The organism is Burkholderia sp. 4M9327F10 (assembly GCF_005503145.1).
In the GTDB taxonomy this organism is placed as follows: Bacteria; Pseudomonadota; Gammaproteobacteria; order Burkholderiales; family Burkholderiaceae; genus Paraburkholderia.
Genome location: NZ_SCNV01000005.1, coordinates 110,718 through 131,081, shown reverse-complemented (window position 1 = coordinate 131,081; position 20,364 = coordinate 110,718). Strand labels below are relative to the sequence as shown.

15 protein-coding genes are annotated in these 20,364 nt (G+C 60.2%); 9 read left to right on the top strand and 6 right to left on the bottom strand.

Translation table 11 applies throughout. The annotated features are described in order from the left end of the window. Nucleotides 1–25: 25 nt before the first annotated feature. Both FFS45_RS07630 and istA (FFS45_RS07625) read right to left on the bottom strand, forming a co-directional pair. Nucleotides 26–2,938 carry a Tn3 family transposase gene (locus tag FFS45_RS07630; protein WP_137954094.1) on the bottom strand — a complete coding sequence of 971 codons (2,913 nt, stop codon included), beginning with the start codon at nucleotides 2,936–2,938 and terminating at the stop codon, nucleotides 26–28. A gap of 96 nt (nucleotides 2,939–3,034) precedes the next feature. Then, nucleotides 3,035–4,360 (bottom strand): IS21 family transposase, encoded by a 1,326-nt coding sequence (gene istA / locus FFS45_RS07625; RefSeq protein WP_249362713.1) that lies wholly within the window; start codon nucleotides 4,358–4,360, stop codon nucleotides 3,035–3,037. A 357-nt stretch (nucleotides 4,361–4,717) separates the two neighbouring features. Between istA (FFS45_RS07625) and FFS45_RS07620 the strand changes: the two genes are divergently transcribed. After that, complete coding sequence (locus FFS45_RS07620; protein ID WP_137954093.1) at nucleotides 4,718–6,742, top strand: acyltransferase family protein; 2,025 nt, start codon at nucleotides 4,718–4,720, stop codon at nucleotides 6,740–6,742. A gap of 148 nt (nucleotides 6,743–6,890) precedes the next feature. Here the strand turns inward: FFS45_RS07620 and istB are convergent, their stop codons facing one another. Both istB and istA (FFS45_RS07610) read right to left on the bottom strand, forming a co-directional pair. Further along, complete coding sequence (gene istB / locus FFS45_RS07615; protein ID WP_137954092.1) at nucleotides 6,891–7,679, bottom strand: IS21-like element helper ATPase IstB; 789 nt, start codon at nucleotides 7,677–7,679, stop codon at nucleotides 6,891–6,893. Between the two features lie 8 nt (nucleotides 7,680–7,687). Beyond that, entirely contained in the window at nucleotides 7,688–9,211 is a 1,524-nt protein-coding gene (gene istA, locus FFS45_RS07610) for an IS21 family transposase (RefSeq protein WP_137954091.1), read from the bottom strand. 534 nt (nucleotides 9,212–9,745) lie between these two features. Here istA (FFS45_RS07610) and FFS45_RS07605 point away from each other — a divergent pair. The 4 genes from FFS45_RS07605 to FFS45_RS07590 all read left to right on the top strand — a co-directional run bounded on the left by FFS45_RS07605 (nucleotide 9,746) and on the right by FFS45_RS07590 (nucleotide 11,635). Beyond that, nucleotides 9,746–10,456: an IS6 family transposase gene (locus FFS45_RS07605; RefSeq protein ID WP_249362722.1), complete on the top strand. Its 711-nt coding sequence runs from the start codon at nucleotides 9,746–9,748 to the stop codon at nucleotides 10,454–10,456. Next, nucleotides 10,429–10,704, top strand: a complete 276-nt coding sequence (locus FFS45_RS07600; protein ID WP_249362712.1) for a hypothetical protein — start codon at nucleotides 10,429–10,431, stop codon at nucleotides 10,702–10,704. Before FFS45_RS07605 ends, FFS45_RS07600 begins: the two co-directional genes overlap by 28 nt. Before the next feature lie 105 nt (nucleotides 10,705–10,809). Further along, nucleotides 10,810–11,061 carry a hypothetical protein gene (locus FFS45_RS07595; protein ID WP_137954089.1) on the top strand — a complete coding sequence of 84 codons (252 nt, stop codon included), beginning with the start codon at nucleotides 10,810–10,812 and terminating at the stop codon, nucleotides 11,059–11,061. 229 nt (nucleotides 11,062–11,290) lie between these two features. Beyond that, nucleotides 11,291–11,635 carry a hypothetical protein gene (locus tag FFS45_RS07590; RefSeq protein ID WP_137954088.1) on the top strand — a complete coding sequence of 115 codons (345 nt, stop codon included), beginning with the start codon at nucleotides 11,291–11,293 and terminating at the stop codon, nucleotides 11,633–11,635. Here the strand turns inward: FFS45_RS07590 and FFS45_RS07585 are convergent. Continuing rightward, entirely contained in the window at nucleotides 11,622–13,172 is a 1,551-nt protein-coding gene (locus tag FFS45_RS07585; protein WP_137954087.1) for a methyl-accepting chemotaxis protein, read from the bottom strand. The two genes, FFS45_RS07590 and FFS45_RS07585, sit on opposite strands and share 14 nt — an antisense overlap. A 472-nt stretch (nucleotides 13,173–13,644) precedes the next feature. On the opposite strand from FFS45_RS07585, the gene FFS45_RS07580 reads away from it, so the two are divergent. After that, nucleotides 13,645–15,285 (top strand): L-lactate permease, encoded by a 1,641-nt coding sequence (locus FFS45_RS07580; RefSeq protein ID WP_137954086.1) that lies wholly within the window; start codon nucleotides 13,645–13,647, stop codon nucleotides 15,283–15,285. A 104-nt stretch (nucleotides 15,286–15,389) separates the two neighbouring features. Here FFS45_RS07580 and glcC read toward each other — a convergent pair whose 3' ends face one another. Beyond that, nucleotides 15,390–16,148, bottom strand: a complete 759-nt coding sequence (glcC, locus tag FFS45_RS07575) for a transcriptional regulator GlcC (RefSeq protein ID WP_137954085.1) — start codon at nucleotides 16,146–16,148, stop codon at nucleotides 15,390–15,392. Between the two features lie 267 nt (nucleotides 16,149–16,415). On the opposite strand from glcC, the gene glcD reads away from it, so the two are divergent. The 3 genes from glcD to glcF all read left to right on the top strand — a co-directional run bounded on the left by glcD (nucleotide 16,416) and on the right by glcF (nucleotide 20,348). Next, complete coding sequence (glcD, locus tag FFS45_RS07570) at nucleotides 16,416–17,915, top strand: glycolate oxidase subunit GlcD (protein WP_137954084.1); 1,500 nt, start codon at nucleotides 16,416–16,418, stop codon at nucleotides 17,913–17,915. Next, nucleotides 17,915–18,991: a glycolate oxidase subunit GlcE gene (gene glcE / locus FFS45_RS07565; RefSeq protein WP_137954083.1), complete on the top strand. Its 1,077-nt coding sequence runs from the start codon at nucleotides 17,915–17,917 to the stop codon at nucleotides 18,989–18,991. Before glcD ends, glcE begins: the two co-directional genes overlap by 1 nt. A 103-nt stretch (nucleotides 18,992–19,094) precedes the next feature. After that, nucleotides 19,095–20,348 carry a glycolate oxidase subunit GlcF gene (gene glcF / locus FFS45_RS07560; RefSeq protein ID WP_137954082.1) on the top strand — a complete coding sequence of 418 codons (1,254 nt, stop codon included), beginning with the start codon at nucleotides 19,095–19,097 and terminating at the stop codon, nucleotides 20,346–20,348. Nucleotides 20,349–20,364 lie beyond the last annotated feature (16 nt).

Sequence of the window (20,364 nt, the reverse complement as noted above, 5' to 3'; positions counted from 1 at the left end):
TGGGGGCGTCAATGCGTGGGCGATATCAGCCGACGGCGCTTGTTTTCGCTGCACGTTGTGACGGTAGGATTTGTCCGGCGTAGCGCTCAATCGGGAAGCGGAAGATGCCCCTCAGATTGATGCCTTCCAGCCGGGTGGGCGCGATGCGGCCGATCAGTTCTGCCGGGATGACCTGCCGCCGATTGGCCCAGCGATCCAAGACCGCCTGCATCTGCGCCGTGTTCCAGGCCATCACGATGTTGGCCAGCAGGCTCAGCGCGTCGGCTACTGCCTGCATCTCGTCGACGCGCTTGGCCTGGGCGGGGGCCACGCGCCCGGTGTAGATCGCACGCTTGAGCGCGTTGACCGCCTCGCCGCGATTGAGCACCCGCCGCAGTTCTCGTCGGAACGCGGCGTTGAGGAAGTAGTCTGCCAAGAACGTCGTTCGCAGCAACCTGCCGAGTTGTACACCCGCGTCGTAGATCGGATCGCCCCGGGCGGCGGAGCCGAAGCGCGCCAGCGCCGCCACCGCGCTGACATGGCCGCTCCTCACCGAGGCGCTCAAGTGCACCAGCGCGTCCCAGTGCGACTCGACAAGCGACGTGTCGACGTTGGCCACACACACGGCAGCGATCTCTCGCGGAATCACCATGCCGCGCGGCACATAGAGCTGTCGCTGCTTCAGATCCTTCAGGCGCGGGCACAGATCGAATCCGAGCAGCCGGGCCAACGCCATCGCGAAATCGGTGTAGCCGTGAGTGTCGACTGCCAGTTGCGACGTCTCGATCCGCTCTTGCCGCACGACCCCCTCGATGGCCACGCCTGCTTGGCGTTCGTTGAGCACGAAAGGTTGGGCGTAGAAGATGCCCCAGCGATCGCGGACGTGGGAGTAGATACCGATCGATGGCGTGTTGCGCCGAGGATCAAGCCGCGCCTGCCATACGCGCTTGGTGGTCTCCATACTCATCATGTCCGAGGAGGCGAGGTCCGAACGTCCCCAGGTCGTGGCGATAGGGTGACGTTGCATGAATTCCAGCACCGCCTGACAGGCTTGGGCCAACCGTCGCTCATCGCCAGCCCAGCGCATCGCCTGGCGGATGCTGCTGGCCGACAACTGCGGAATCATGCGCCCGCATTCGGCGGCCGTCAGGCTGGTGCCGTGGGCGAGGATTCCGGCGTAGACCATCAACAGTTCGTCGGCCGAGTGCGGCTCACGCCCGAGCATGATCCAGCTGAAACGAACCTGTGCATCGACGGCCAGAATCACTTCGGGAAACTGCACTTCCCCGATGCGGTGGTCGAGCCTGGCGCGAAGTTTGGTGACTTCGGGATCCTCGTCATCTGCCGGCAGAGCCGAGAGGTGGAGGTCGTCGTCGACGCGCAGCACGCCGGACCTGGTAGCCTCTGCCACCGCCTCCACGCTGGACCGTACGCGCGCCAACAGCGGTTCAAGAAATGCCGCCGGCCTGGCCGGCAGCGACAGACGTGCATAGTGCCGCGTCGCCTCGGTCTTCCAACGCTCGGCCGGCAAGAACAGACGCTCTCGGCCACGGAAGCTCAGGCTGTGTTCGATCCACACCGAGCCGTTGCGCACCGAGCGGCGCAACGCGAAAAGCGCGGCCACCTCCAAGGCGCGGAACGCTCGTTCCCGGTCGTAGCCCGAGATGGCGTCGCGCCAAACTGAGCCGAGGCCAGGTGCAGTAGCATCGTCGGGCAGCGTCCTGACACCTCGGTCGTACAGGCCGCACAGCTTGGCCAGCGCGGCAGTGACGGGATGCTCACCGGTTGCCTGCCATGGCAGCTTAGCGATTGCCGCTAGCAGCGATCTCACTGGGCGAATGGCTTCGATCAAACCCTCACGCACAAGAGATGCGCGGCTGGGTGGGCGACGCTGCCGATTCGAGGTAACCAGCGCGTCGAGTCGAGCGCGCAGTTCGGCGTCCGGCACGGCCCCTTCGGCACTCAGACCCGCCAGCTCGTCGAGCAACGTCTGGTACAGATCGGCCCAATTGACGGTCTTGCTGACACCGTCGGCTGCGTGTCGCCAGAGATCTGCCACGCGTCGCTGCAGCATCAGGATCAACTGATCGGTAGCGATTAGCAAGGCGTAGCGCAGGAAGCAGGCAACCTCCACCGTGCGTGCTGGCTCTTTGATCTTGGCCCCTGCCGACGGTGGTCTAGAGGCCAGTCGTCGGGCGTAGCGGCGCAGGAGGAGGTCGGGCAGATCTCCCAGGTGCTTGTGAATCTCCAAGCCGTAGAGCAATTCGATGCGTTCGAGCACCTCGGTGATCTGCCGTGTTGAGTGCTTGGCGGGTGCCGCCCACAGCCAGCTCTGCTGAGTCTGGCCATCAGCACGAGACTCGACAATCGCGCGGCGCCAGCGATCAAGCGTCCCCGGCTGAACCACGGCGCGAATCGTTGCGCCGGTCTCGGCCTCGAGTTGCGCAAGCGCGGCGGCGATCAGGGTGCGGATGGCCCGGTCGTGAACGATCAGTAGCCGGTGTTCGTACAACCATTGTCGGGCACGCACAAGCAACTGCTCACGGTTAGCGCATCGGGCCACCTCCTCGCGCAGTTCTCGCACCAGGGCGCGGCGCTGATGCTCGCTCATCCATCGGAATCCAAGGGACTCGCAGGCAACCTGTTGGTGGTCGAACAAGGTACGGCCGCGGCCATACATCGCACGCAGCGATGCGAGTTCCGGGGCGTCGATGCCGAGCTCGGTGCCGAGGTGGCGCCACAGCACCGATGGGATGCCGCGAAAGGCGTCGAGCAGACGCCCGCTCATGCGCAGAAAACCGATGTGCAGCGCCAGGCCTAGCTTCAGTCGGTTACCGCGCCGCGCCTCGATCAGTTCGCGCTCGGCAGGGCTAAAGGTAAAGAAGGCTTGCAACTCGAAGGTGCTGATCTCGCGCGGCAGCTCGCGCATGCCCAGGTACGTCGTCTGCCAGCCTTGCATCGCGCGCCTCCATCGGTGGGACGTTCACGATACGCCTCAAAAAAGCGAACAGCAATGTCAGCAGAATCAATGACTTACCACCTGACCCCCGCGCCCTTACTGGCTTTGCGTACCGTCACTTATTGCACTGAAAACGAGTGGACCCCATGCCTGACGTTGCGTCAGTTGCGCCTCCAGCCGCTCCCAGGTCCGGCGGTAGGCATCGCGCGGAAACAGCGCGTCGCGAAACGCAAGTCCCCTGAACGCCTGAGGCTTGCGCTTGAGAGAATCGATGAAGTGACGGTAATCCAGCGCGTGGCGGTTGTCGGCGGCACGGGAGCCTCGCGGCGTACTGTGCACCAGCGCGCCCGACAGATAGCAGTCGAGCCGGTCACCGTAGAGACGCACCTTCAGGCGGTGGCCGATCAGGCGCGACGGCGCGCTGTACAGGATGCCGCGCACGGTGAACGTGCTGCAACGGGTCACGAGCGCCTCTTCCTCGACGAAGTCAGTGGTACGGCGTTCAGGCAAATCCTGCAACTGTGTGCGCTCAATGCGAAACGCCGCGGCGTTGCGCCGGTTCCGGCGCATCACCACCTCACGGATGAATTCATCGTAGGCCGCCCGGTCAGCGAAGTCGCGATGGCCGCGCAGCATCAGGGCCTGGTCGACCGCTTCCTTCAGAAACCGATGCGAGGATTCCACGCTGCCGTTCTCGTGGCCCAGGCCGCGGTTATTGCGCGTGCCCTCCATGCCGTAATGGTCGAGTAACGCCGCATAACGTGTCGTGAAGTCCTCCTGCTCCTGCAAGTTCTTGAAGGCGGCCGACAGGCTGTCAGAGCGATGTTCGTGCGGGCTGCCGCCCGCCTGCCATAGCGCGTTCTGCAATCCCGCAGCGAGGGCCTCGAAACTCTCGCCGCCCTCAACAACGTTCGCATACTCCCAGCGCGAGAACGCCAGTACGAAGTGATACAGCCGGTGGCCGAACGGGGCGCCGCCGATCGTCACGCACAGCTTGCTCATATCGGTGAAGTCCGACAGTCCGCGCACGCCGGGCTGATGCTCCTGGGGGAAGAACACCTCCAGGCTAGGCCCTTCGAGTGCCCGCCACTGGCGAATACGTCGCTCCAGCGTGCGACGCATGCTATCGGGATATCGATCCGGGTGATCATCCTGCAGCTTGCGCAAGATCGTGATGCCCATCAGGTTGGGCGCGTTGCGCAGCAACGGTACGACTTCGCTGTCCCATACGTCGACGAAGGGATCAGGGCGGGTCCGCCATGATTGGCGTGGCTTCTGGGAGGGCAACGTGGCATCGCGCTCGATGCGGCGTGCCGTACGCACGCTGATGCCGGTCTTGGCGGCCGCGACTTCCTGCGGATGGTGTTTGCGCTTGTTCATGTAGAGACGAACCTGTTGGTCGGTAATGCGGGTTCCAGACATGAGCTGACCGCTTTTTATTTAAGCTTCGATCAGCCCATCCTAAAGCCCCGTCGACCTGGCGCCGCCGGTGGTTCGTCGTCTCCGGCGGCTACGCCGCCTCCAACTCCTCACCACCGGCCAAAACAATCGTCAACGACCGGCCAAGACAATTGTCGCCGCCCATTGGGCGGCAATTCGGCCAAAGCAGGCCGAATCAACGATGAAGGTGCCCGATTGCGGAACGCACAGCGGTCCGATCTCGGGCGCATTGCACGAGGTATCATCTCGGGCCTTTAAACAAATCGCCCGTGGTCGCTCGTAATGTCAATGTAAGGAGTAGTCGGTTGCGCCCTCCGATAACTCCGCATACCTACTGTCATGCAGCAAGCTCCGTCACCTCAAATACAACACTTCTCTCAACGCTATCGCTCCGATATCGACGGACTTCGAGCCGTCGCAGTGCTTGCGGTGATTCTTTGCCACGCCGGTTTCAACGCTTTCCGCGGCGGGTTCATCGGGGTTGACGTGTTTTTTACAATCTCTGGATTCGTGGTTGGGACATCAGTTCTCGGCGACTTGTCCCGCGGAACGTTCTCCCTCGCGGACTTTTATGCTAGGCGCGCAAAACGCCTGGCGCCTGCGCTTTACGTGATGCTTGCGGCGATTTTTGTTTTCAGCATTCTATTTTCATTTCCCGAAGACAGTTTTCACCTCGCCAAAAACATACTCGCCGTCGCAACGATGACATCGAATATCTTTTTGTCAAAACAGACGGGATATTTCGATGCGACTGCAGAGGACCAGCCATTGCTGCACACGTGGTCGCTTTCGGTTGAAGAGCAGTTCTATCTCTGCCTCCCGATAGTTCTCGCCTTGTTTTACCGGAAGCGCAGAAGCTGGCTCGTTCCGTCGTTACTGCTGGCAACGGCGATTTCGTTCGTCTGGGCGGTAATCGAGTCCCGACACGGCTCGGCAGCGACCTATTATTTCGCGCATCTGAGAGCTTTCGAATTCCTGATCGGGACGTGGCTCGCTATGATCGAAGCCAATCGACAGGTATCGCAATCTTCCGCTTTCGACGTGCTCTCGCTCCTCGGCGTGGCGATCGTTCTCGCCGGCATTTTCGGTGTCAGCAAGACCTCGCAGTTTCCCGGTGTGGGTGCCCTCGTCCCTTGCGGCGGCGCATTGCTCACGATCGCCGCAGGCCGGCGCTCGCGCGCTTCCAATGCGTTGCTGGGCAACCGGATCATGGTGCTGATTGGAAAAGTCTCCTACCCGCTATATCTGTGGCATTGGCCCGTGTTTTTTGCGCTGCGTCGACTGGACCTCAGTACCCCGCGAAACTACATTCTGGCGATTGTCGGGAGCCTTTGTGCTTCCTGGTTGACCTACCGTTATCTTGAGCGGCGTGCTCGCGAGTCGAAGCTATCATCGAGGTCGGCGATTCTCTACTTCCTCGCCGCTCCACTCCTGATCGCTGGCGCGATCGCGGCGACCGGCAAGCTTACGAATGGTTTTCTGTTCGCGTACCCCGCGAAGATCCGTAGCGACGTTCATTGGTCCGGAGAGGCACTGTTCGGTATGCCTCGAGGCAAAGCGTGCTGGTCCAAGGTCGACGTCACTGCGGAGTCGGCCTGTCGCTTGGGCGCGGCTGCTTCAATAAACAAGGCGATCTTGTGGGGCGATTCGCATGCCTATCACCTGGTTTATTTTTTCGATCAGTTGGGGAAGCAATACGACCTCGAGGTTCACGACGTTGCGCTGACGCTCTGTCCGCCAATCGAGCGGGAGCCCGCGCTTCCGGGCGATCCGGCCTTGACGGACGATCATTTGAAGTGTGTAGCGCACGACAAGGCGGTCATGTCGTACGTGTTGTCACACCCCGACATCAAAACGGTGTTTATGGCTGCGGCCTGGCAAAACTATCAGAATCTCTCGGCCAATCGCGATTCTGGTCCGAATGGCCATGGATTCACGCCATATCAATTCGACGATGAACTCGCTTCGACGATCGGCAAGCTGACCGGTGCCGGCAAACACGTCATCTTGATGGACGACGTGCCGACGATTCCGATGAACCTGATCAACTGCGACTTCAAGAACGACCTGTTCATCCCCATACATAAACAAGCTTGTGAGTTTGACGCGTCTCGGGCGAAGGATGAACATGCGCCAGTTGCAGCCATGCTCAATAAACTCAAGTCAAAGTATCCGCAGATCGACATCGTTCATACGCATGACGTGCCGTGTTCGGATACAAAATGCATGCTCGATTTTGACGGACTGCCGATGTACCGGTACGACGACTATCACCATCTGAGCGTTGCAGGAAGCACGCTTCTGTATCCGCATTACTTAAAGAAACATTCGGGCGAACTCGACCGGATTCTGCTCCACAAATAAGGGCTACCCCCGGGCAAACTGAGCTCGGCGGAGGCGAGTTCGATCGTAAGCGGCAGCTCAGTACTGTCACCTTTCGGCGTATTGGCGCCGGGCATTTTCGCCGTAATGGCGCCACTGGAAACGGTGAATTCGAGGGTTCGAACGGGGATCAAGATTGCTTGATTTTGCCCTCTTTTGCAAGCGGGGTTTTGAGGGTTTCGGTACTGGTTTGCAGTCCGCGATAACTCTCGCCGTCGAGGATGATTTTGTGGGCACCGTGGCGCAAGCGATCAAGTGTTGCCGCACCGATCATCTTGTTACCCGGGAACGCTTCGCCCCATTCTGGAAAGTCTAAATTTGAGGTCAAGATTGTCGCTGCCCGCTCATAACGTTCGGCGATCAAGTCGTGGAAGTCTTCGTCTTCAGGTGAGCGCAATGGCTTCAGGCCGAAGTCATCAATGATCAGAAGTGGAAGCTTGGCGAGATATTGGAAGCGGCGATCGTAGGTACCCACGGCCGCTGCGTTGCGAAGGCTGGCCAACAGTTGGGTTTGCGTGGAGAACAGGACATCGTGTCCTAAGCGTGCCGCTGCGTGTCCGAGCGCTTGTGCCAGATGGCTTTTTCCAGTGCCGCAAGGCCCGGCAATCAGAACCGCGACTTTCTCGTCAATGAATCTACAGGTGGCAAGGTCATGGATGGCAGCTCGATTCAGGCCTGGCAGCCGATCAAAGTCGAATCCTTCCAGTGTCTTCTGGCTACGGAAGTTGGCGCGCCGCAAGCGCAAGCTCAGTTTCTTGTTGTCGCGGCGAGCGACCTCATCGTGGATCAACAGCGAGAGAAACTCGGTGAAGGCCAGCTTGCGATCGATGGCCTCACGGTTTCGTGCTTCCAGCGAATCGAGGATGCCCGATAAGCGCAATTGCTTGAGCAGCGGAGTCAATTCAGGAATGGGGTGCATGACAGGCCTTATTGGAGAATGGTTTGTGTATTGCGGCAGAAGCGGCCACCTTCGGTGTAGGTGTTGGCAAGCGCATCAAAGGCCTCTAACAGTTCGATCTGGTCCAAACCCTTTTGCAGGATGCTTTTAACCGCCGAGTAATGGGGCGTGCCGTAGTGGTTGGCGCGCGAGCAAGCCGCTTCGAGCCGAATCGCGCCGTATTTCTCTTTGAGCCGCAACACGCCTTGTACCGAGCGCATCTTGATTAAGACTTTGTCTCCGAAGAGCGAGTGGACCAAGGCGTAGCAGGCCGGTCCGATCTGCTCGGCACTTGTCAGACACCACTGCGTATCCTGCAGTTGCCACGCCTGGGCGGCCGATGGCAGGTGATCGTCTACTGTGCAACGTCGGCCTGGGCGAGTAAGACGCACGTGAGCAGCCACTGATTCCTGCTCGCGGTATAGCGTTACCATGGTGTCGGTCGCCTTGAGCCACAGCTCCTGGCCGACCAGGCGATATGGGACCGAGTAAAAGCTTTTCTCGAACTGAACGTGAGCATCACGGTGCACCTTCCCCTTAGCCCAAATCGCGAGCTCCGGCGGCACGTCTGGTAAGCGAATCAGCAAGCTTTGCTCGACCTCTGCGAAGCGCGTCAGCGGCATCTCGCGGGTGGTACCATGAATGCGATTTCCCGCTTCGTTCATCACCCAGTCGTGTATCTGGCGGTTGGCGTCAGTTAGGCCCCGGAACTCGCGTAAAGGCAAGAAGCCTCGCTTCACAAATTTGACGCCCGATTCCACGATTCCCTTTTTTTGCGGGTCTTTCGGCGGGCATGCATCGATCTTAAAACCGTATCCTTCTGCGCATTCACCATAAGCGCGTTGCACCTCGGGCTCGTAATAACACGCCCGGGTGATTGCACACTTGCAGTTGTCGATGATGACCCGGGACGGCACTCCACCGAAGGCCTCAAAGGCTCGCCGATGACATCCCAGCCAGGTCGCTACCGTTTGGTCTCGGACAAACTCGACATACTGGTGGCGTGACCATGCGAGGGTCATGACGAAGAACCATGTCTTATGGATCTCGCCGCTAAGCGCATCGGTCATCAATGGCCCAGCGCCGAAATCAACCTGTGCCGCCTCAGCTGGCTTGAACTCCAGACGAAGCGGAACGTCGGGAGGTTGCAAAGCGTCGAGATGAAGGAGGAAACGATAGACCGACGAGTAGCTGCCGGTATATCCGTGGTTGCGAACAAGCGTGGCGTGGATCGTCGTGCATTGGACGCCGGTTGCTCGCCACTTGGTGATCTGCGCTCGCCACGGCTCTAACGTCGATACGCAGCTCGACGGCGGCGGTGCTTCTTTGCGCGCAAGCAAAGCGGCCATTGCTTGCTCGTCGGGCAAAACCGCTTCCCGCACAAGGCATCCATGCTCGGCGGCAATCTCGCGCACCTGAGCGATCTTCTTGCGCCCCATGGTCTTCGATCGTGCGATGTCCCGGTCAGAATCACCTCGGCGCATTCGCACCAGGATCTGTCGGTATTGGTACATGTCGAACCTCCGATTGGTCATCGGCTTTCTCCCGGCAAAAACGCAGGCAGTCTAGCCGATCAATGAAAGTTCGAACCCTCTGTGCTCGTCGCCCCGGTGGCGCCATTACGCCGAAAAACTGCTGGCGCCTTTACGCCGAAAACGCCGTGGCTCCTTCACGCCGAAAATCCGGTGGCGCCATTACGCCGAAAACGAAATGGCTCCTATACGCCGAAAATTCACAAGTACCGATCGAGCATGCTTAGTCAGGCAGCCCTCAACTCGCTGTGGACTCGAATGCACCATTAGCGTGGTCGTCACGCGTTGAGGCCAAGAGTCACCAGAGTCCGAGCCGAACGGCCGAGTTTCGGTCGGCATTGTGCCGATCGAGGCGCTCGAAGGAAAGGCTGCTATACGTCGATCACAGGCGGCCAAGCCCTCATCGGGACCAGTAGAAATCCACGGGGATAAGCTCGACGGTTCTGGTGCAAATAGGATAGGCGAATCGGTTAGAGTTGTTGGAGCAAAATGAACTGATAACCGGTGATGACCAAACTGAAAAGCCTGAAGGAGTTGTTCGATGGACGCCATTTTGATCGGGAGATCATCATTCTGTGTGTTCGGTGGTACCTGCGCTACAAGCTCAGCCTACGCGATCTGGTCAAGATGATGGCCGAACGGGGTTTGTCGCTCGCTCACACGACAATCCCGCGCTGGGTGAGGCGTTATACGCCCGAATTCGTCAAACGCTGGAACCGTTTTGCTACGCCTGCGGGTCGCTCGTGGCGTGTCGACGAGACCTATCTGAAGATTCGCGGCAGGTGGGTCTACCTGTACCGGGCGGTGGATCGGGCGGGCCAGACGGTGGACTTCATGCTCAGGGCGAGGCGCGACGTAGCCGCGGCCAAAGCCTTTTTAAGCAAGGCTATCAGGCATCAGGGCCAGTCGCCTGAGGCCATCACGCTCGATGGCTACGCGGCCTCGCACCGCGCGGTGCCTGAGATGAAGGCCGATGGGTTGCTGCCTGAAGACACGAAGGTCCGGTCCTATAAATATCTGAACAACTTGATCGAACAGGACCATCGCCACATCAAGTCCAGAACGTACGTGATGCTTGGATTCAAGCGGTTCACGAGCGCCGCGACCACAATTTCAGGTATCGAATTGACACATCGCATTCGCAAGGGCGAGTTTGACCTCACGGAGCTCGGCCGCAAGGAGACTACTGCGCCCGCCGTATGGCATACGGTCCTGTCCACTCGATAAGTTATCCTTTATATCGGCAACTTCTCAACCTGATTTCCTATTTGCACCAGAACCCATTGAGACTGCGCGCCAGCGAGGACGGCAAGAGCGTGCAGTTGGTGGAATGCGACGAGCGAAAGGCCGGAACCCAGCGCGATTACCGGTTCGAGATCACCACGGGCGAACCGATCGCGCTGATTCGCTCGCACGGCATCGAGGTGCCCGAAGAAAATTCGGGCGCTCCCACACATTCCGGGCCATCGCGGTAATCATTTCGACGCGGGCACGCAGATCGCGAAAGCCTGTTGAACAGGTGACGGATTGCAAAGATGAAATTTTGCTAACGTCCGCGCGCGTTCTGCCGAAACGTCATCATGAACACACCAAGACCCTCCGAAGCCGCGATCATCGATGCCGCGATACAAACCCTGAAGTCCCTCTGCTGGATTCGCGGGAAGGGGCTAGACGATCTCGACGACGCGGTGGTGGACAGGCTTCTCTGGAGTTCGTTCGAAGAGTATCTCGGCAGCGGCTCGATTGTCGCCGATACGGCTTGCGCCAGAGGCGCCCTAGCGGAGGCTTTTCGCCCGGCTGATAGGTTGGGTAGCTGTCGTCGCCATCGCTAGCGAATTCGCAGGGTTCATGCGGGACATCTCCCGAATGCCAATGTCGCTCACGGTAGCGCGACATACACATCCAGCGTAACCTCGCGCTTCGCCCATCGACAAAGAGCTAGACGAAAGGGTTTTCTGAAAGGGGCGTAGCCCGGCACCCGAGCAGCCCACGGTTGGTCTACGCACGGACCGCATCCGATTTTCGGTTTGGGGTAGCCGCAGGCTCAGAAGGCACAATGAGATGCCCGCCCCCAATGCGGCCGGTGACGAAATACAGGAAGGTGGATACTCGCAGGCCGACGGCATCAAAGTGCCCAAGATCAGAAATGATACGATTTCCCGTATCTGCCGGTTCTGCCCAATTTCGTCTCGTGGACCTGTGCGGCCCTGCGTCAAGCCGCAGCCGCAATCCGCAATCCGCAATCCGCAATCCGCAATCCGCAATCCGCAATCCGCAATCCGCGAGGAGCATAATCCTATGCGATATGACGAGCCTTTTGCTCGCCTTGTCGCTTCTGCGCCAATGAATGCCCCAGTTCCGATCGCCGTCCTCAATGGCAAGGCACAATGTTTCACGTCAGCTTGAATTGCGCGACTGTCGAACGGAGATCCTCAGCTTGAGTTTTCACTGAGAACGCCGCCGCGGCCACCTGCTCGACGAGCGCTGCATTCTGCTGCGTGACGGTGTCCATCTGGCTGACGGCTTCGCTGACCTGGCTAATTCCCTTGCTCTGTTCGGTCGCCGCCACCGCAATCTCATTCACGATGTCCGTGACATGCTGCACGGACTGCACGATTTCTTGCATCGTCGTTCCTGCCGCACCCACGAATTCAGCACCTGTCTTTACGCGCTGGACGGAGTCCTGAATAAGATCCTTGATCTCTTTAGACGCGGCCGTCGTACGCTGTGCAAGCGACCGGACCTCAGACGCCACTACTGCAAAGCCGCGCCCCTGTTCGCCGGCCCGGGCAGCTTCCACGGCTGCGTTCAGCGCAAGAATGTTCGTCTGGAATGCAATGCTCTCGATTGTGCCGACGATATCGGCGATATGCTCCGAGCTTGTATTGATGCCGCTCATCGTTTCGATGACCTTTTGCACGACGCCCCCCCCGCGCTGGGCGGTTTCCATTGCGGCGGTCGCGACGTGGCTCGCCTGCCGCGCATTGTTGGCATTATGAGTGACCGTCGATGTCAACTCCTCCATGCTGGACGCCGTTTCCTGCAGCGATGCGGCCTGCTCTTCGGTTCGCTGCGAGAGGTCCTGATTACCCGTGGCAATTTCCGATACGGCCGAAACGATCGACTCACTGGATTCGTGAATCGTGCGGATCGTGGCACTGAGTTGCTGCTGCATGCGCTTCATCGAATGGAGCAGGCTGCGATCGTCATTCCTTGTAGTCTCGACAACTACGCTCATATCGTTTTCCGCAATGCAACTGGCGATATGAACGGCGTAGGCGGGGTCTCCGCCCAGCAAGCGCAGAATGCCGCGGTTGATCCAGATCACCACGCCAGCAAGCGCCGCCGCAGCGACGAGCAAGACGGTGAGGCTCAGATACAAAGAAGCGCGAAACGCTGCGTCGATGTCATCGAGGTAGGCACCGGTCTGCAGGATCCAGTTCCACGGGCCGTAGGCTGCCGCATAAGCGACCTTCGGAAATAACCCCGTAGCGCCCGGTTTCGTAAACGAATAACTGACGAACCCACCTCCGTCGCGCTGGACCGCCGCAACGGTATCGTGATACAGCGCGACGCCGTTCGGATCTTTGTAACCATTCACGTTCTTGCCTTGCATTTCCCGATGAAACGGATGCATCAGGATCACCGGTTCGAAATTAAGTAGTGTGAAGTAGCCCGTGCCTCCCTGACCGTAACGCATCGCCGCGACTGCAGCCAGAGCCCGCTCCTTTGCCTGATCCATGCTGATCTTTCCTGCTGCGGCCTCGTCGGCGAATGACTTGACTATCGCAACGGCCAGCTGCGTCGCATGAACGAGGTCCGTTTTTCGTTCTTCATAGCGGATTTCCCGAATTCTGTAAGCGTCGAGAATCGACAAAATAAAGATGAGCACCATGCTCAAGATCAGGGGAAGCCACAGCTTCTGACGAAATGACAATCTCATGGGCGCTCCGTTGGTTGAGTCGTGCATCAACATCTGGTCACTGCGCCGCTTAACGGACAATGGTGCGAAATCTTTAGCGCCGCTCCCGAAAAAATCGACGATTCCGTGCTACGCGTGTTGATTGTTTGACGCCGCGGCTCAACGCATAAATATTTTCTCGGGCAAACGCGGCGCAAACTGGTACGACCACCGCAAAACAAGCAACGCCGGGGCTGCCTAGAAGCCAGCGATGCGTGCGCAGACTGGCGTTTGCGTTTCTCGCTCAACCAGACTCTAATAAAAACTGGTATTACCAGCCTTCGCGTATATGGACACTGCGTAGGAGTTGCTGCAAGAATGCGCCACGCTTGGGGCATTGGGCAACCAGCATCACGTCCCGTTGAAACAGACGGCGTTGCAACAATACCCTCGCCGAAGACGAACATATATCGGCCCCCGGTTCGCCAGACCAGGGACGCACATAGGAGACGCAATGGCAACTTCAGCAGTCGTTCCTCCAGGGGTACTTTTCTCGCAGCCGCTCACGCCGGTCGGGAACTCCCTTCTGCTCTCGTTCCTCGCCGCGGCCGTGCCAATCGCGGTCGCCCTCGTCATGCTCGGCGTGCTTCGCCGTCCGGCATGGCAGGCCTCGTTGGGCGGTTTGATCGCCGGCATTGCAATTGCGACAGGGGTGTGGGGCATGCCCGTTGGCATCGCCCTGAATTCGGTCGCAGCGGGCATGGCGCTCGCGCTGGTACCCGTGATGTGGATCGTGGTCAACGCACTTCTGCTTTATAACATTGCAGTGAAGTCGGGACGCTTCGACCAGTTCCGGCAGTGGATGCTGGACCATCTGCCCGATGACCGGCGTCTTGTGCTACTGGTGGTCGCCTTTTCCTTCGGATGCCTGCTCGAAGGCATCTCGGGCTTTGGCACGCCGGTCGCGATTACGAGCGCGCTTCTAGTCGGCCTCGGCTTTCCGGCGCTCGAAGCACTCACGTTTACACTGATCTTCAATACCGCGCCCGTCGCTTTCGGTGCGCTCGGTGTACCGATTACGGTGCTTGGTGCCGTGACGTCGCTGCCCGCTCCCACGCTTGCCGCAATGGTCGGTCGGCAGTTGCCCCTGTTCGCACTGCTTCTTCCCTTTTACGTGGTCGGCGCCTACGCCGGATTCCGTTCGATCAGGAAACTCTGGCCGGCGCTCCTTGTGTCTGGTGGAAGCTTCGCGCTTGCGCAGTTTCTGACGTCCAACTATCTCGGCTATCAACTGACGGATGTCCTATCGTCGCTGACGTCGCTGGTCGTAACCATTGCCTTCCTGAAGGTTTGGCATCCCGAGCCCGACCCTGAGTTCGCGGTCGTACGCAGCGCAGGCATCGAAAGCAACGGTACGCGCGTCGGTTATGGCGGCTGGCTGCCGTGGATCGTGGTATCCGTGGTGGTCATCTTCTGGGTCCATGCCAACATCGCCTCGATCGGCGACATCAAGGTGCAGTGGCCGGGCTTGCACAATGCTGTCTTCGTGACGCTGTATAACAAGCCTTATGCGGCCGTATGGGACTTCCAGCCGTTGGGAACAGGAACGGCCATTCTGGTTGCCGCGCTGATCACGGCCGCGTGGACCCGCACGGGTGTCGGCAGCTTCTTCGAATGCGTCTTGAAGACGTGGCGTCAGACGCGCATCGCGATTATCACAGTCATGATGATCGTGGGCCTCGCCTACCTGTTGAACTATTCGGGCATGAGCTACACGCTAGGCATCGGCGTCGCATCGACAGGCGCGCTGTTTCCGCTTGTCTCTGCATCGCTTGGCTGGATTGCAGTGTTCCTCTCTGGCAGCGACACATCGGGCAATGCGCTGTTCGGCAATCTTCAGGTGGTGGCCGCACGCCAGGTGGGTCTCGATCCCGTGCTCATGGCCGCGACCAATTCGTCGGGCGGTGTGATGGGAAAGATGATTTCGCCGCAGAACATCGCGACTGGCGTATCGACGACCGAGCTCAAGGGCAAGGAAGGCATCGTGTTTGCACGAACCTTCTGGCATAGCGTATTTCTCACCCTGCTGCTCGGCGTTCTGGTGTTCATGCAGCAACATGTGTTGACATGGATGATCCCGACCCTGCCGCATTGACGCTGGCGTCGAGCGAGGGCCTCATATAGGCGGGGCCTTCGCCCCACCCTACCCTTTGGCCCTCATCGCTGGCAAGATCGAGCCGCACCTACACAGTACCAATATCAATCCCAACCTTCGAGTCGCAACGTCGCGCGCACGAGTCGCTGCTCTTCCTGCTCGATTTCCCGAAGATTTGCACACACGCTTGCGATGTGTTCGGCCGCTGCCTTGCGCGCCTGCTCGGGCAGCTTGCCAGTTACGGCACTGTAGAGGCGCGCGTGCTGGCGGTCGATCACCCGCTTTTGCGGTGCGCGATGATAGAGGTTGTTGACCGATGCAAACACAGAACTCAGCAGGAGATCGGTGAGCGAACTCAACGTATGCACGAGCACTGGGTTATGCGACGCCTCGCAAATTGCGAGGTGAAAAGCGTGATCGAGCCGCGCGTGTTGCGACGCGCTCGCTTCCTCGCCGTGCGCGGCCAGCATTTCGTCGTAGCGCCGCGTGATCAGTACGAAGTCGGCGGCCGTGCCGCGTAATGCCGCGAGTCTTGCCGATTCCGCCTCGAGCATGCCGCGCACTTCGAAGAGATCGTAAAGCGTGCGAGGCTGCGAGCCAAGGAGGTGCATCATCGGCGAGAGGGACGGCTTCGCCGTGAGCCTCGCGACGAAAGACCCCTTGCCGTGCGATGTCTCGATAATGCCGCGCGCACGCAACAGCTTCAGCCCTTCGCGCAACGCGGTACGTGACGCGCCGAGCTTTTCGGTGAGGCGGCGCTCCGAAGGCAATGCCTGCCCGGTCTTGAGCACCCCGTCGACAATAAGTCGTTCGATCCGTTCCGCCACCACGTCGGCGACTTGTCTGGCGTCTTCCTGATCCATTTCGTGCGCTCTTTATCTGGTATGACCAATTTCGTATGCTAACACGCGAGGCGGCCTTTCTCCACGAACTGTCGCTACCGTACAGGCTTTGAGTTGCTTTTGTGTCGCTTGTCATTTTAAAAACTGGTACGACCACCTGCAAACACCGTCGACAGTAGGCTTCGCAGCCGCGACAATCGCGCTAGCGCCAGAGGCCCACAACTGCTACAAGCGGCCACCCTGTCTAGTCTTGTCAGAAAAAGCTGACTGTCGCACGAGGAGACCCCAATGAGCTATCACTATGACGAAAGCGTAGACGGCGCTCTCGCGACGCATGACAAAAGTCGCGTTGTCAAGCATCTGCAATCGCTGATTCCCGATCTGGAGGTGTTGCACGAACAGGAAGACCTGCGCCCGTTCGAATGCGACGGGCTCGCCGCTTATCGCACGACGCCTATGCTCGTCGCGCTGCCCCAGAACGTCGATCAGGTGCAAACACTGCTCAAATTCGCAAGCGAGTGGAAGATTCCGGTCGTTGCGCGCGGCGCGGGCACTGGATTGTCGGGCGGCGCATTGCCGCTCGAGAAAGGCATTCTGCTCGTGATGGCGCGCTTCAATCGAATCCTCGAAGTCGATCCCGAGGCGGGCATTGCGCGCGTGCAGCCCGGCGTGCGCAACCTCGCGATATCGCAGGCCGCGGCGCCGCATGGGCTCTACTACGCGCCGGACCCTTCATCACAGATCGCCTGTTCGATCGGCGGCAATGTGGCTGAGAATGCGGGCGGCGTGCATTGCCTGAAGTACGGGCTGACCGTCAACAACATCCTGAAGCTCGAAATTCTCACTATCGACGGCGAGCGCATCACGCTTGGCTCGAACGCACTAGATGCACCAGGATTCGATTTTCTGGCGCTTTTTACAGGCTCTGAAGGCATGCTCGGCATCGTCACCGAAGTCACGGTGAAGCTGCTTACGAAGCCGCCCGTCGCGAGAGCGCTACTCGCGAGTTTCGACAATGTCGAACAAGCAGGCGCGGCGGTGGCTCGCATCATCGGCGCGGGGGTGATTCCCGGCGGCCTCGAAATGATGGACAACCTCGCGATACGCGCGGCGGAAGACTTCATCCACGCGGGTTATCCAGTCGACGCCGAAGCCATTCTGATATGCGAAGTGGACGGCGCGGAAAGCGACGTGTATGAAGACGTCGAGCGCGTGGAAGCGCTTTTGCGCGAAGCGGGCGCGACCGACATCCGCGTCGCTAGAGACGAAGCCGAGCGGCAACGTTTCTGGGCCGGCCGCAAAAACGCGTTTCCTGCGGTAGGCCGCATCTCGCCTGACTACTACTGCATGGACGGCACGATTCCGCGCCGCGAATTGCCGCGCGTGCTGAAGAGCATTGCGCAGTTCTCGGAGGAATACGGCTTGCAGGTCGCTAACGTGTTCCATGCCGGCGACGGCAACATGCATCCGCTGATCCTTTTCGATGCGAACGCTTCCGGCGAAACCGAACGCGCCGAAGCGCTCGGCGCGCGAATTCTCGAACTGTGCGTCGCGGTCGGCGGCAGCATCACCGGCGAACACGGCGTGGGCCGCGAAAAGATCAACCAGATGTGTGCGCAGTTCAATGCCGACGAACTCACGTTCTTCCACGCGCTGAAGGCCGCGTTCGACCCTGGGGCATTGCTCAATCCCGGCAAGAACGTGCCGACCTTGCACCGTTGCGCGGAATTCGGCTCCATGCATGTCCATCGCGGCGCACTGCCCTTTCCCGAACTGGAGCGCTTCTAATGTTGATCGAAGCCCACTCAATGGACGACAGCGAACGGCTCGTCACCGAAGTCGAGCACGCGTTCGTAAAGCGCACGCCGCTCGCCATTCGCGGCGGCAACAGCAAGTCTTTTCTTGGCCGCAAGGTAGCGGGCGCGGTGCTCGACACGCGTTCGCATCGAGGCATTGTCAGCTACGACCCGACCGAACTCGTGATCACCGCGCGCGCGGGCACGCCGGTCGATGATCTGAATGCGGCTCTCGACGCCGCCGGCCAGATGCTGCCGTGCGAACCGCCCACGTTCGACGGCGCGGCGACCGTCGGCGGCATGGTAGCGGCCGGACTGGCGGGTCCACGCCGTCCGTGGTCGGGTGCGGTACGCGACTTCGTGCTGGGCTGCCGGGTGATCACCGGACAAGCAAAACATCTGCGCTTTGGCGGCGAGGTGATGAAAAACGTGGCGGGCTATGATGTGTCTCGTCTACTGGCTGGCAGCTTCGGCTGTCTTGGCCTTATCACCGAGGTGTCATTGAAAGTGCTGCCGAAACCGCGCTCCGTCGGCAGCTTGACGCTCGAACTCGCCGCAAGCGAAGCGCTACGCAACCTGTCGGCGTGGCGCCGCGCGGTGCTGCCGGTGAGCGGCGCGTGTTACGTGGGTGGCCGACTGCACGTGCGGCTCGAAGGCGGGACTGGATCGGTGGCCTCGGCACTCGATCACATCGGCGGAACGGAACTCGACCTGAATTTCTGGCGCGATTTACGTGAGCGGCGTCTCGCGTTTTTCGACGATTCGCGTCCGTTGTGGCGATTGTCTTTGCCGAATGCCTCACCGCTTGTCGATTTGCCGGGCGACAGCCTGCTCGACTGGGCCGGCGCGCAACGCTGGCTCAAAAGCGATGCGCCCGCGACGGCGATTCGTCAGATCGCGCGCGCGGCAGGCGGTCATGCAACGTGCTTTACGCCGGATGGCGCGACCGACCTGTCCGAGCCGTTCGCACCGTTAGCGCCTGCGCTGCTGCGGTTTCATAGACAGGTCAAGCAGCAGCTCGATCCGCGCGGCATCTTCAATCCGGGCCGGCTTTACGCGGACTTGTGATTGCCGGATTGCGGATCGCGCCTCATGACTCACAGCGTTCCGATCCGCCATCCGCCATAACCGCCCGCCAAGCCCAAACGCAAATTTCCAAGGCGACAACAGCATGCAAACCAATCTCAGCGACGCCGCCAAAACCCTGTCGCGCGCGGACGAAGCCGAGCAGATTCTGCGCTCGTGCGTGCACTGCGGCTTCTGCAACGCGACCTGCCCCACGTATCAACTGCTCGGCAATGAACTCGATGGCCCGCGCGGGCGTATCTATCTGATCAAGCAGATGCTGGAAGGCGAGCCGGTCACCCAGAAAACCCAGTTGCACCTCGACCGCTGCCTCACGTGCCGCAATTGCGAAACCACCTGCCCGTCCGGTGTCACCTATCACGCGTTGCTCGACATAGGCCGCGCCGAGCTCGAGAGGCGCATCAAGAGGCCCGCGTCCGAACGCCTGCTGCGCGAGGCTTTGCGTCGTGCGATCCCGCATCCCGCGGTATTTGACGCGCTCGTAAAAACAGGCCGTGCGATGCGGCCGTTTCTTCCCGCCGCGCTTGGACCTAAAATTCCAGCGCGCAGCGGGAGCGCCAAAGAGCGGCCCGCGCCACGGCATCCGCGCAAAATGCTGATGCTCGAAGGCTGCGTGCAACCCACACTGTCGCCGAACACCAACGCGGCCGCCGCGCGCGTGCTCGACCGGCTCGGCATCAGCATCGTCAATGTCGGAAATGCGGGCTGTTGCGGTGCAACCGATTATCATCTGAACGCGCAGGAGACAGGTCTTGCGCGGGCACGGCGCAATATCAACGCGTGGTGGCCCGCCATCGAGGCCGGCGCCGAGGCCATCGTACAAACCGCGAGCGGCTGCGGCGCGTTCGTCAAGGAATATGGACACTTGCTGCGCGACGATTCGCGCTATGCGTCAAAAGCGCAGCGGGTCAGCGAACTCGCGCGCGACCTGGTCGAAGTGCTGGCCGGCGAGCCGCTCGACCACCTGCAAACGCGGGAGGCGACTAGCGAGGTGAAGCTGCCGAACGAACCAGCCCCGCGCAGAATCGCGTTTCACTGCCCCTGCACGTTGCAGCATGCGCAGAAGCTGGGCGGCGCGGTCGAGTCGATCCTGCAACAACTCGGCTTCGATCTCACCGCCGTGCCCGACGGCCATCTGTGCTGCGGCTCGGCAGGCACGTATTCGATTACCCAGCCCGAGCTTGCGCAAAGGTTACGCAACAACCGGCTCGACGCGCTGGAAAGCGGCAAGCCGGAGCTGATCGTCACGGCCAATATCGGCTGCCAGATGCATCTGGACGGCGCCGGGCGCACGCCGGTGCGCCACTGGATAGAACTTGTAGAAGCATCTTTACCATAAACGAACCAGGAAATTC

What these genes read in the sequence shown, in the direction of transcription:
- glcD (WP_137954084.1), top strand. Translation starts at nt 16,416, where the DNA reads ATGAGCTATCACTATGACGAAAGCGTAGACGGCGCTCTCGCGACGCAT.
- glcF (WP_137954082.1), top strand. Translation starts at nt 19,095, where the DNA reads ATGCAAACCAATCTCAGCGACGCCGCCAAAACCCTGTCGCGCGCGGAC.
- FFS45_RS07590 (WP_137954088.1), top strand. Translation starts at nt 11,291, where the DNA reads ATGCCCGCCCCCAATGCGGCCGGTGACGAAATACAGGAAGGTGGATAC.
- FFS45_RS07580 (WP_137954086.1), top strand. Translation starts at nt 13,645, where the DNA reads ATGGCAACTTCAGCAGTCGTTCCTCCAGGGGTACTTTTCTCGCAGCCG.
- glcE (WP_137954083.1), top strand. Translation starts at nt 17,915, where the DNA reads ATGTTGATCGAAGCCCACTCAATGGACGACAGCGAACGGCTCGTCACC.
- glcC (WP_137954085.1), bottom strand. Translation starts at nt 16,148, where the DNA reads ATGGATCAGGAAGACGCCAGACAAGTCGCCGACGTGGTGGCGGAACGG.
- FFS45_RS07620 (WP_137954093.1), top strand. Translation starts at nt 4,718, where the DNA reads ATGCAGCAAGCTCCGTCACCTCAAATACAACACTTCTCTCAACGCTAT.
- FFS45_RS07595 (WP_137954089.1), top strand. Translation starts at nt 10,810, where the DNA reads ATGAACACACCAAGACCCTCCGAAGCCGCGATCATCGATGCCGCGATA.
- FFS45_RS07585 (WP_137954087.1), bottom strand. Translation starts at nt 13,172, where the DNA reads ATGAGATTGTCATTTCGTCAGAAGCTGTGGCTTCCCCTGATCTTGAGC.
- istB (WP_137954092.1), bottom strand. Translation starts at nt 7,679, where the DNA reads ATGCACCCCATTCCTGAATTGACTCCGCTGCTCAAGCAATTGCGCTTA.
- FFS45_RS07630 (WP_137954094.1), bottom strand. Translation starts at nt 2,938, where the DNA reads ATGCAAGGCTGGCAGACGACGTACCTGGGCATGCGCGAGCTGCCGCGC.
- istA (WP_137954091.1), bottom strand. Translation starts at nt 9,211, where the DNA reads ATGTACCAATACCGACAGATCCTGGTGCGAATGCGCCGAGGTGATTCT.
- FFS45_RS07600 (WP_249362712.1), top strand. Translation starts at nt 10,429, where the DNA reads ATGGCATACGGTCCTGTCCACTCGATAAGTTATCCTTTATATCGGCAA.
- istA (WP_249362713.1), bottom strand. Translation starts at nt 4,360, where the DNA reads ATGTCTGGAACCCGCATTACCGACCAACAGGTTCGTCTCTACATGAAC.